This window comes from Candidatus Zixiibacteriota bacterium (assembly GCA_035380245.1).
Taxonomy (GTDB): domain Bacteria; phylum Zixibacteria; class MSB-5A5; order GN15; family FEB-12; genus DAOSXA01.
In genome coordinates this window covers 300324-312263 of the sequence record DAOSXA010000003.1, presented here as the reverse complement: position 1 = coordinate 312263, position 11940 = coordinate 300324, and the positions used below count along the sequence as shown (strand labels likewise).

The 11940-nt window shown below is 50.9% G+C and carries 8 protein-coding genes; 4 read left to right on the top strand and 4 right to left on the bottom strand.

All coding sequences use genetic code 11. The annotated features are described in order from the left end of the window. Positions 1-85: 85 nt before the first annotated feature. A complete protein-coding gene (gene lptB / locus PLF13_11635) occupies positions 86-811 on the bottom strand; it encodes an LPS export ABC transporter ATP-binding protein (protein HOP07928.1) in 726 nt (241 codons plus the stop codon). A 178-nt stretch (positions 812-989) separates the two neighbouring features. Between lptB and PLF13_11630 the strand changes: the two genes are divergently transcribed. The 4 genes from PLF13_11630 (at position 990) to PLF13_11615 (ending at position 5508) form a co-directional block, all read left to right on the top strand. Beyond that, the gene (locus PLF13_11630) at positions 990-3161 is read left to right on the top strand and encodes a hypothetical protein (GenBank protein ID HOP07927.1); all 2172 of its coding nucleotides are present in this window, start codon (positions 990-992) and stop codon (positions 3159-3161) included. 26 nt (positions 3162-3187) lie between these two features. Next, entirely contained in the window at positions 3188-4186 is a 999-nt protein-coding gene (locus PLF13_11625; GenBank protein ID HOP07926.1) for an SDR family oxidoreductase, read from the top strand. Continuing rightward, a complete protein-coding gene (locus tag PLF13_11620; protein HOP07925.1) occupies positions 4183-4902 on the top strand; it encodes a sugar phosphate nucleotidyltransferase in 720 nt (239 codons plus the stop codon). The genes PLF13_11625 and PLF13_11620 overlap by 4 nt, the downstream gene beginning before the upstream one ends. 309 nt (positions 4903-5211) lie before the next feature. Continuing rightward, positions 5212-5508, top strand: a complete 297-nt coding sequence (locus PLF13_11615; GenBank protein ID HOP07924.1) for an RNA-binding protein — start codon at positions 5212-5214, stop codon at positions 5506-5508. A 157-nt stretch (positions 5509-5665) separates the two neighbouring features. On the opposite strand, the gene PLF13_11610 is transcribed toward PLF13_11615, so the two are convergent. The 3 genes from PLF13_11610 to pepF all read right to left on the bottom strand — a co-directional run bounded on the left by PLF13_11610 (position 5666) and on the right by pepF (position 11834). Further along, entirely contained in the window at positions 5666-8737 is a 3072-nt protein-coding gene (locus PLF13_11610) for a M14 family zinc carboxypeptidase (protein ID HOP07923.1), read from the bottom strand. A gap of 314 nt (positions 8738-9051) precedes the next feature. Beyond that, positions 9052-9555: a ferritin gene (locus PLF13_11605; GenBank protein HOP07922.1), complete on the bottom strand. Its 504-nt coding sequence runs from the start codon at positions 9553-9555 to the stop codon at positions 9052-9054. Positions 9556-9938: 383 nt separating this feature from the next. After that, positions 9939-11834, bottom strand: a complete 1896-nt coding sequence (pepF, locus tag PLF13_11600; GenBank protein ID HOP07921.1) for an oligoendopeptidase F — start codon at positions 11832-11834, stop codon at positions 9939-9941. Between the last annotated feature and the right edge of the window lie 106 nt (positions 11835-11940).

Below are 11940 nucleotides of genomic sequence, written 5' to 3'. Positions count from 1 at the left end.
CTGCCTTCAGTACCTATTGTCGGCCTGAAAAGCTTGCATATTAACAGGTTCCAGCCAATCGTTCACATATTAGACAGGGGTCCGGTTAGTTAAGCCGGAATTTCTCTCCTAAATAGATTTTTCTCGCTTCCGGATCGTTGGCCAGGAAATCGGAAGTCCCATCTTTCAGAATCGTTCCGTCACACATAATGTACGCCCGATTACAAATACTGAGTGTTTCACGGACGTTATGGTCGGTGATTAAAACCCCAAGCCCCTTCTCTACCAGGCGACTGATAATTTTCTGAATATCTTCAACTGCGATCGGGTCAATCCCGGCAAAAGGCTCATCCAGAAGAATATATTTCGGCTCATTAACCAGAGCCCGGGTGATCTCAACCCGGCGACGCTCGCCTCCCGAAAGAGTGTAAGCTTTGCTTTTGCGCAAGTGCGCAATATCCAACTCATTCAGGAGTTCTTCGAGACGAGCCTTGCGGGCTTTGCGAGACATACGGCGGAATTGTAAAATAGCCTTGATATTGTCCTCAACCGTCATTTTGCGAAAAACCGAAGCCTCCTGCGCCAGATAGCCGATCCCAAGACCAACCCGTTTGTACATCGGGAGTCGGGTAATTGCTTTTTTGCCTAGAAATACCCGTCCCTTATCCGGCTTGATGAAGCCGATAATCATGTAGAATGTGGTGGTTTTTCCGGCGCCGTTGGGGCCCAGGAGACCAACCACTTCACCCGGTTTTACCTGAATGGAAACACCGTTTACCACCGGACGGCGGTGGTAAAACTTACATAGGGCGTCTGACGATAATATGTCCATATCACTAATATACCGCTGGTGAAAATACGTTTCAACAAAATTCTAATCTCATTCGCACGATATTTGCTGTAACATCGCAAATTTGTTGGAAATAATGGGTTGCGGCGTTGTACAAGAAGCATTTACTTCAATCGCCGGGCTTTTTTATGCCCTGAATATCACTAATAGGAAGGAAGGTATGAAGTCTCTCTATTTATCTTTGATGATCGCAATTATCGCTATTATAGCGTTTGGTTGTGGGAGTGATTCCACCCCGGGATCCAGTGTAACCGACCAAATAACCCTGATCGATGATAAAGGCTTTGATAAAGCCAGCAAAGAGTACAGCGCTATGCTCGAGGCCAATCCAAGCGACGCTGCCGCAATTTGTGGATTGGGAACGATTGACGAGGCGCAATTACAGCTCTGGTCGGCAATGAATCGCTATGCCACGGCGCTGGAGATAGATGAGAACTTCGCCCCGGCCTGGGCCGGGATGTCTCGAATATACTCGCTTTTTGATGATCCTGATCTTGCCGCCGACCGTGCTGCCAAGTATTTAGAAAAATCGGACGGTGATTACCGGGCAGCCGTCATGCTGGCTCAAGCTATGCTGGATCGCGGCACCGGTCCTCAGATGCGTACGGAAATGAATAAATGGCCGGATATCCCGGCTCCCTTAAGTGGACTCCTTGAGGCCCGCTCTTTCGCTGTGGATGGAGATTTCGATCAAGCCCGGAACATCTATAACCGTACTCTCGAGACTCCGCTGGACTCTGTTTTATTCTGGGAACTGGCGGCTGATTGTATGGAAGAAATGGGCCAAATTGATTCAGCGATAGTCTTATCGAGAAAAACTTTAACCGCAGCCGGGAACACCCGTCTCTCATTCAATCGACACGTGTTACGGGCCCTCAAACACGGCTATTTCTACGAGGCTCGCCGTACTACCGCACCGATCGACAGCGCAGGCGAAACCCGCCTCTGGCGTGCCGCTCTCGATCTCGAATATGCCCTTGCCCGGCGTGATCGAACCGCGGTGATCGCTCAGGCCAACCGAGGCCTGGATATCAGTCCCGATGCGGTGGATGCTCAGTACAACTTTATGCGTGCCCATGCCAAGGTTCTTTTCGTGAGTCAGATCGATCAGGAAAGAAGTATGGCCAACGGCATGGTCGAGAGACAGAACTGGCCGGAAGAGATCATCAACTATATGGCCTATAAAACGGTTATTGTTCTGTTCCGTATCATTCCGGAACGGGAAACGATCTTTGACGTCAGTCGCGTACGCGGGATGCTCAGTAATCGGCGGGAAATTAAAGTAAGAAGCACATTCATCAAGCGCGAGGTCGGTCTGGATCAGGAGTTCGCCGAGGAAACCGAACAACTGATCAAATACCACACCACACAACCCGATTGGTTGTCCGATGTCGCAGAAATGATCTCCACCGCCGGTGGTCGCGATTTCAAACGCGCCGAAAGCCTTTACACCACCTCCCTCAACCTGGACCCGAGTTATGCTCCGGCCTTCATTCGCATGGTTAACCTCATGAGAAGCCGTAAGCAGTACAAAAGAGCATTGGAAGCGTTCGACAAATATCCGCAATTCAAAACCTTCCCGACAGAAACCGCTTTACTCTATCCCACCGTGTTGGTTGAAAATGATCGTTACACCGACGCCCGTGATGCTTTTATAGAAGCGTATCGCCCGATTTCGGGGGAGGTCAAATCATTCGATGATTTCAATCAACTTCTTTATCACCAGCAACAAAACGACGCGGTAGTCGAGTTGGTGAAACTTCTACAAACCGAGCAACCCGAGAATCCCGATGCTCTTACGTCGGCTTCGCTTTGGTTCTCGAAATTGGGACGAGCAGATGAGGCTTTAACCCTCGCAAACCAGGCTCTGGGAATTGAGTCTGATTTCATGGATGCGCGGGGAGCTAAAGCTCGTGCCTTGTACTTATCCGGTTCGGTCGATCAGGCCTTTGACCTGTTCGAAGAAACAGCCGGGCATAACCGCGACAATCTCACGAATAACCTGTTCTTTTCAATCTCCCTGTCGGATGAAAAGATTCGTCCGAGCGAAGCGCAAAATCTGGCTCGAAAGACGATGTATACCTCCATGGACGGTTTTGAACCGTGGATGGCTCTATGTTACGCATATCTTCAGGGGGGACGTTCGGACCTTTGTTTAGGAGATGCGAAACGCTCGTTGTCCGCCTATGCCGATAAAGGCGAACCTTATTTCTATCTAGGCCTGGCCCAGAAAGACCGCGGTGTCGCGGATTATAAAAAGAACCTTCAGAAAGCAATCGACCTCGGAATGGACGAGGAGAATATGAAAATAGCCCGTAAGGCTCTTAAATAGTACGGACAACCGCCAGACATAACGGTATGGTGCAAGGATCAGAGACAGTACTCATTACAGGCGGCGCCGGCTATATCGGTAGTCGCCTGATCGCTCCCCTACTCCGAGAGGGGTACCGGGTGCGAGTGATTGACTCATTCCTTTTCGGCGGTCGAAGCCTCCTGCCTTATCTTGGTGAAAAGAATTTCGATCTGCTTCACGGCGACATCAGGCGCGATCAGGATCTCGACCGCGCACTCGCCGATGTACACCATGTCGTACATCTGGCGGCTATTGTCGGTGATCCGGCTTGCGCTCGAGAACCGGAGCTTGCCCGGCAAACGAATCTCGAAGCCTCACGGCGACTGCTGGGCAAGGCGATAGAAAACGGCGTCGGTCGGCTCATCTTCGCTTCGACCTGTTCCAATTACGGCAAAATGAACGACCCCAACGGTTACGTCGATGAAACCTCACCGCTGCAACCGGTTTCTTACTATGCCGAGCTGAAGGTTGAGTTCGAACGAATTTTACTTAGTCTGGACTACCACGATTTCACTCCGACCGTACTTCGTTTCGCCACCGCTTACGGTCTTTCGCCACGCCCCCGGTTCGATCTGACCGTTAATGAATTCACTCGGGAGTTGACCCTTGGCCGTAAACTGGAAGTATTCGGTGAACAGTTCTGGCGACCCTATGCCCACACCCGCGATCTGGTGCGAGCGATTATGCTCACCTTGACCGGAGATCGCGCCATGTTGTCCGGGCAGGCTTTCAACATCGGCGACACCGTTGAGAATTACCAAAAAAAGACCATCGTCAGACTTATCCTCGAACAACTGCCGGGGGCTCGCGAGAATGTCTCCTACGTCAAACGCGATGAAGACCCCAGGGATTACCGTGTCAATTTCGATAAGGTTCGTACTCGACTCGGATTCGAGTTATCCCGAACCGTACCCGACGGTATCCGCGAGATTATCTATGCCATCCGCTCCGGTTTGATCCCCGACCCGGACTCACCCCTCTACCGAAACAGTTGTCCCGCATGACTGCCGCAACCGAGATAACCGCCGTGGTACTGGCCGGAGGTCAGGGTTCACGGCTCAAACCGCTAACCGCGGATATCCCCAAACCACTCGTGCCGGTCGGCGGGCGACCGATAATCCAATTACTGCTGACACGGCTGAAACGATGCGGTGTCGGTCGTGTCCATCTGGCTGTCAACCATTTGTCGCATTTGATCCGTGAATCGGTCGGAAACGGTGAAAAACTGGGATTGGAGATCCATTACAGCGAAGAACCCGAACCCCTCTCAACGGTGGCGCCGTTGAAATTGATTCCTGACCTGCCCGAGCATTTTCTGGTTGTCAACGGCGATATCCTTACCGATCTCGATTTCGTTGAATTCTATCGCTCTCACCTCGAATCAGATGCTCTCGTTTCAGTCGCGGCTCACGAACGTGAAGATTTCGTCGACTATGGCGTTCTCGAAACCGATGCTTCCAATCGCCTGATCGGATTCAAGGAAAAACCGACTTATCGACTAACGGTTTCAATGGGCGTTTACGTGTTCTCTCGATCAGTGCTGAAGTATGTACCGGATAGCGGTCCGTTTGGATTCGACGACCTGATGTATCAGGCACTCAAAAAAAACCTGCCGATCTCAGTTTATCCCTACAGGGGCTACTGGCTCGACATCGGCCGGATTGAGGATTACGAGCGAGCCCAGGAAGAATTCAGTCACATCAGCTCCTTTTTTGACTGACTTACGCACACTTAACACGTTGCCGGCCTTAGACTAACGCCGAAACAGCAAGCCCTTCCCCCATGATTTCAAAAAACGAGCTAAAAAATAAATGAGCCATTTGACAAATAACTGTAGGTTTCAGCCGATATGAACCATATACTATACCGTCACTCAAGTTTGAGTAGCCTTTATCGCAGGTTGGTTCAATAACACAACACTCCGCTAAAGCTAAATCTCAAATTGACGCGCAATGGTGCGCATTTTTCTCTGTTGCCTCGACATGACGCCTCGACGGCAAAATCGAAGCAACCAACTACGGAGTGTAGAATGAACATCTACATCGGTAACATGTCGTACGATACGACCGAAGACGCTCTTCGCCAGGCCTTTGAGGCTTACGGTGAAGTCTCCACCGTTAACATCATCACCGACCGTGACAGCGGCCGGCCGAAGGGTTTCGGCTTCGTCGAGATGCCTTCAAAGGATGAAGCAATGGCAGCCATCAGCGGGCTGAACGGTCAGGAGATGAACGGTCGCACGCTGAACGTCAACGAAGCCAAGCCGCGTAACAACAGCGGCGGTGGTAATCGTGGCGGCGGCGGACGTTATCGTCGGTCGTACTAAACGACACATAAACGAATCCCGGCGCCATCCACTGCGCGGAAGATTCTTAAGGGTGATCGATACATATCGATCACCCTTTTTGGTGGAAATTTGATTTGATTCCAATAGAAAAGGCGGGGACAATCGTCCCCGCCTTCAAAAACGGTATTACATTCAATCAATCATACGAGCAATTCAGTTCGGGCCCGCCCTGGAACATGTATTCAACCAGGTAGACCAAATCGGCGATATCGGCATATCCACCGGAGCCGTTCACGTCGATCGCGCCCCATTCGGTCGGCGCCGGTCCACCGTTGAACATCCAGTTGACGAAATAAACCAGGTCGGAGATATCCGGACCGGATCCGTTACCGTCGACATCACCGCAAACGAAGAGATCACAAGGATCACCCAAACCATCGTTGTCTTCATCGGCCTGAGTCGGATTGAACACGGTCGGACAGTTGTCACAAACATCACCGACCGCATCGGCATCGCCGTCTTCCTGGCCGGGATTGGCAATCGCCTCACAGTTATCGCAGGCATCACCGTAGGTGTCGCTGTCACTGTCGGTTTGATCGGTATTGTACATCTGCGGGCAATTGTCACAGTCATCGCCGAAACCATCGGTATCGGCATCCGCTTGTGACGGATTATAGAGACCGTCGCAGTTATCGCAGGCATCACCGGCACCGTCGGCGTCGGAGTCATCCTGGGTTGGATTGATCTTGTTGGGGCAATTGTCGCAGGCGTCGCCGAAATGGTCGTCGTCGGCATCACCCTGAGTCGTGTTGGCGACAGAAGGGCAATTATCACAAACGTCACCGACGCCGTCCGAGTCACCGTCCGCCTGATCATCATTGAAAATCTCGGAGCAGTTATCACAGGCATCGCCATAGCCATCGGCGTCGCCATCCGCCTGACCGGCGTTGGCTATGCCGGGACAATTGTCGCAGAGATCACCGACTCCGTCATTGTCGGCGTCGGTTTGATTCGTATTGGCGATATCGACGCAATTATCACACAGGTCTCCGACACCATCGTCGTCGGCATCTTCCTGATTGGGATTATAATTCTCGGGACAATTGTCGGCGGTGTTATCGATACCGTCCTCGTCGATATCGGACGAAGTAGGCGGGAACACGATATAATCGATCCAGCCGCAATCGCTGCCGCTGGTGGTGTTACCGTCCTTGGAATAGGTCCAGCGGAAAGTATGGTCGCCGGTCGTCGTGGAATAACTGGCTTGTGACCATCCCGCCGTTCCCGACCATTGGCCTTTCTGAACACCGTCGATATAGAACGTCAGATAATCATAACCGGACTCGGAAGACACCTTGTAGTAAAACGAAATAGTCCCCGATTCGAGACCGTTCAGGGTAACGCTCATAGTCGTACTTTGACTATGCGAAATTGAGCCCGACTTGGCGCAGTAACTGCCCTCGTACGGCGAAGTATTGATCGTCCAGCTCGCACTGCCGCTCATCTGCCACGGGAAAGCGGTAAAACCACCGGATTCGAAATCCTCGATCTTCTGCCCTACCGTAATCGCAAACGTCAGGGTATCCTCGTAGCTGTCGGCAGAAAGGTAAAGTTCGAACTGCACCTGGTGTTCTTCCGGACAGGCGGCATCGACACTGATGGAATAAGCACTGTTGGAGGTCCCCTGACCGCCCAACATGGCAATTACCGGATAAGTCGAATAATCCTGCGTTATCGTCACCAACGGATCGCTCGTGGCCAGAGTTCCGACCAGATTGACGGCATCGCCACCGCCGTCGTTGGTGAGTGTAATGCTAAAATTGCTGTTGTCCCCCGGATCCACCATTCCGGCATTCTGGCTCACGAAGCTCATCGCGGGATACGGTGGAATCTGGTTCATTTGCACATCGAGCGTTGTCGTCGCGCCATCAACGGCCGAGACACCGTAAATCGTCTGTGGTAAATAGCCCACCGCGGTAAACTGCAAATCCCAGGAACCGGCTTCGATCATACGATGGTAATCACCGACATCAGGATCGGTATAGACATACGAACTGTCTATGTCGTGGTTAAGCACTTCGATAGTTGCAGCCACCGGCAAACCGGTAGCGGCATCGGTCACTATTCCCCGGATGCCATACAGGGCTTCTTCGAGATACTTGAGCAGTGAGTGCCGCAACCATATCCAGTGCGATGGTAGCTGGCTGGCGGAGAGCAACTTGGTGTCGGAAATCTCCATCGTGACTTCACGGCAACCGCGGAAATAATTCATGTAATCCTGACGGCCGCCCGAGACGGTGTACCAGTCATAACCGTTGGTCACCCCGTCATCGAGATAGGTCATATATCCGGAAGTACTGTAAAGATGAACAGTGTCGGCAAAAGCGCGGCAGATATCATAGAACCAGGTATCATCGGCATGGCGATCACTCCAGGTATCCCAGGGGTAATTCAAAACCTCAGCGCCGCCGTGAAAATTGGCCGATATTACGAAACTATTGGCAATCGCCATATTCATCATATTGGTCGTTTCGATCTGGCGCGTCCCTCCCGGATAAGCGCCGTCCTCGGGATCCGGGAAGTTACGGTTCAGATCATAGTCGTTGGCATTATAGCGCTGGGCTCCGCTGACAGTGGCATCACCGCCGTGATAGGTCCCGTCCGGATTGGCCAGAGGATTGATCCATATCTCCATATTGTCGACCATGTCCGTGATGCGGGAGTCGGTTCCGTAAGCGACCAGTAACGAGTCAATCAACCGGAGAGTCATGATATAACCCGTGGTCTCGTCACCGTGTATGGTTCCGGTGTACATAACTTCGGGTTCATCTTCCTCAACGTTAACGTTGTCGGAAATCACCGCAAAAAGCAGTTCACGTCCTGCGACTGTAGTTCCGGCGTCGTAGATTCGACATATTGATGGATAATCCGTCGCGAATTGGTACATCATACTGACATAAGCGGGATAAGTAGGGTACGAATCCCAGTCTTTGAGAGCAGCTTTGTCGTCGGACATGCGGGGAATAATCAGGCTTGAAGGCGCCGGGAGAATTTCATAATGATAACCGAATGCTTCGAACTCGGCCATCTCACGATCGTTGGCATAAGCCTTAACCAGATCACCGTCGACTCGATCAATCGAGATTACCCGTGACAGTTTCTCCAGAATAGTCGGATCATCGATCCGGAATTCGAAGTAGTATTCTTCCCCCAAGGCGCTGGAGGCCAGTGTCAGAAGCATCAAAGCCAACAAAAGAGCATAGCGCATAGACAGTTACTCCCTGCACGAAGACGGTGATTCTTTCCTATCGCGATTCGGTCCGTACCAACGGCGCGGAAATCAGCTTTGGGACAGCAGGTCTTCGGAATACGTCTTGAAATTGTGGTATACCTCTTATTCATCATCGGGTCGGACCGCGTAGAACTGAACCTGCAATGCAGAGCTTCCAATAAGCGCCGTAAGTCATTCTGTACAAATAAATTATAAGGGTATTCCGGGAATTGTCAACATAATTCACCGAAGCCGATACAAAAAAAAGAGCCGCTCCCGCGAGCGGCTCTTAAATCAAAATAACTACCGGCTTATTCGTCGCTTCCGCCGCGCAGCGCCATAATACGGTTTTCCAACTGGATCAGGTGGTGCGGTCCCTTAGCCATTTTGACCAGGTCCAGCAACTCGGCCGTTGTCGCCACTTCTTCGACCTGCTCACTCACATACCAGGCCAAAAATTGCTCCGTGGCATAATCGTTTTTCGAGCGAGCCAGACCGACCAGTTCATGGATCCAGGCCGTTATTTTCTTTTCGTGCTCAAGAGCGGCGGCACAGACCTTTTCGACCGTTGAATAGTCATCGTCCGGCTTACCTATTTCACCGAGCATAACCTCTCCACCCTGGTCGAGCAGATAGTCAGCCATTTTTTCAGCATGCACGACTTCTTCTTTGGCCTGCTGGGTAAACCATTCGGCAAATACCCTCAGCCCCATGGCGCTCAACTTATAAGCCATCTGCTGGTAAATCCAGTAAGACTCGTATTCACGAGTAATCTGAGCATTGAGGCCGTCGGCCATTTCCTTCGGAATCATCATAATTTTGTCTCCTTCATCTACTCAAAAGCTGCAATTATCATTTTCCAAACATCATTCCTTGAAACCAATCATGGTTGCAATGGTTCCCAAATTTGAGACAAACAGGTCTCAAATCAAGTGAATTCTCTCACAGGATAAGATCAATTACGAGAGCCCCCATCAGGGATTGTTGAAAAACCTCTTGTGCGGTGAAAAAGCCCCCAATTACGAGGTTGAGGGCTCTATCCTCGCATAGCAGGTGGCCTTATGTTGCCCGCATTACGGTTGTAGTTTGCTGAATATCTGTGGGTACGGCTTTTTTCAACAGTCACCTCGATAGCTCCCACAAAAAACGGCCGGACCTTTGGTCCGACCGTATAAACTGATTCAGCTCAGATGAAAGGTTATCCCTCCATCAACAGCTTCTCCATTTCATCAACCAGTTCACCAAACAGGTCAAGTGTCCGCTTGACCGCCTCCGGCTGAGTCAGGTCAACGCCGGCCTTCTTGAGAATCTCCAGCGGATAATCTGATGTCCCGGTAGCCAGGAACTCATGATAGGCTTCAAGAGCCTGCTTGTCGCCCTCCATGATCTTCTGGGAGATCATCTGAGCAGCGGCATAGGCTGTAGCGTACTGGTAAACGTAGAACTCACGATAGAAATGCGAAATCTTCAAGCCACCCATGTCGTTGTCGGGACCAATCACCACATCCGGCCCCATATACTTCTGGAAAATCTCACGGTAGGTTTCCCGGAAATAGTCGGCAGAGAAAGCACCGCCCTCTTCAACATGCTGGTGCACTGCCTGCTCGAACTCGGAGAACATCACCTGGCTGAAAAAGGTCCCATCAATCTGCTTGATATAATAATACAACAGGGCCAGTTTCTCATCTTTATCTTTGGTGTTCTCGAGCAGATACTTCATCAGGATCGCTTCATTACAGGTTGAAGCGACCTCTGCAAGAAACAACGAATGGCCTGAGTTCTGATAGGTTTCATTTCGGTTGGTATAGAAACTGTGCATGGCATGACCCAGCTCATGGGCCAGGGTGAAGACATCGTCGATCTTATAGCCATAATTCAACAAAACATAGGGATGGGTGGTGTAAGTACCCCAATTGTAGGCACCCGAGCCCTTATTTTCGGTTTCGTAGACATCAATCCAACCGGAACTGAATCCTGCCTGCAAATCCTTGACATACTGCTTGCCCAGCGGTTTGAGTCCCTTGGTTACCATCTCAATCGCCTCTTCGTACGGAATTCTGCGATTGGAAGCCTCGGCCATTGATACCGAAAGATCGTAGGTGTACATCGTATCGAGCTTAAGGAACTTCTTTCGCAATGCGTACCACTTATAGCATGATTCCAAGTTGGCGTTAGTGGCTTCGATCAGATTAGTGAATACAGCCGTAGGTACGTTGTACCCGTCAAGTGATGATTCCAGACAGGAATTATAACCGCGAACCCTGGCCTGGAACCAGTCGGCCTTGAGTGATCCACCAAACGTCATGGCCAGTGTATTGAGATACTTCTTCCAGGACGTCTGAACACTGTCATTGGCGATACGTCGTGTCTCGCGATCTGCTTCACGCATAACATCGTAATAACGGCTGTTGGTTAACTCGATCGTGTCGCCGTCGGTGGTAACGATCCGGCCCATTTTGTGGTCGGCGTTGTCAATCATATTGAAAATATCACTCGGAGCCCGCAGAACCGGTGAAGCCGCAGCCAGGATCGCCTCTTCTTTGTCGGAAAGAATATGAGCCTGCTGGCGGAATTGATCTTCGAAATGATGGCGATACACACCCAGCGGTTCATAGGCATCGATCATCCCCATGACCTTTGCTTCGCCCAGGCTAATGATTTCCGGACTGATAAAGGCCTGTTGCTCACTGATGCGAGAGTTAAGACCGGCAACTTCACCGCTCATCGACTGGTACATGCTCTCTTGAGTGTTTTCGTCCAGCTTCATGTAAGCATAGACATAGAGACGACCGAGAATCATATCCAGACTGTCGGACATATGAAGGCAGTTATACAAAGTCTCCGGGGAATCGCCCAGGTGGCCACGGTAAGGATCGAAAGCGGTCAGACTGGCTTCGAGCAAATTGTAGTCGGCATACCAGGCAGCGCTGTCTTCATAGATATCTTCGAGACGCCATTTGTACTTGTCGTCGATATCTTCCCGCTTGGGAATCGTTGTGGCATCCTGATCCTGGGCTGCGACCACACCGGCCATAAGACCGAACAGCATCAAGGCCGCCAGGATGGACATGATCAGGGACTGTTGCTTCTTCATGGTTTTAGTTCTCCTCTTATCTACAGCAGTTTCTTCATTGCACAATATTCACAAACGGTTAATATAGTCTTAATGTTGCATGCAGAAAGTGAATTATTTCGCGAGA

Bases quoted from the DNA above. Each gene is read 5' to 3' on its own strand.
- lptB (HOP07928.1), bottom strand. From the start codon at position 811: ATGGACATATTATCGTCAGACGCCCTATGTAAGTTTTACCACCGCCGT.
- PLF13_11630 (HOP07927.1), top strand. From the start codon at position 990: ATGAAGTCTCTCTATTTATCTTTGATGATCGCAATTATCGCTATTATA.
- PLF13_11625 (HOP07926.1), top strand. From the start codon at position 3,188: ATGGTGCAAGGATCAGAGACAGTACTCATTACAGGCGGCGCCGGCTAT.
- PLF13_11620 (HOP07925.1), top strand. From the start codon at position 4,183: ATGACTGCCGCAACCGAGATAACCGCCGTGGTACTGGCCGGAGGTCAG.
- PLF13_11615 (HOP07924.1), top strand. From the start codon at position 5,212: ATGAACATCTACATCGGTAACATGTCGTACGATACGACCGAAGACGCT.
- PLF13_11610 (HOP07923.1), bottom strand. From the start codon at position 8,737: ATGCGCTATGCTCTTTTGTTGGCTTTGATGCTTCTGACACTGGCCTCC.
- PLF13_11605 (HOP07922.1), bottom strand. From the start codon at position 9,555: ATGATGATTCCGAAGGAAATGGCCGACGGCCTCAATGCTCAGATTACT.
- pepF (HOP07921.1), bottom strand. From the start codon at position 11,834: ATGAAGAAGCAACAGTCCCTGATCATGTCCATCCTGGCGGCCTTGATG.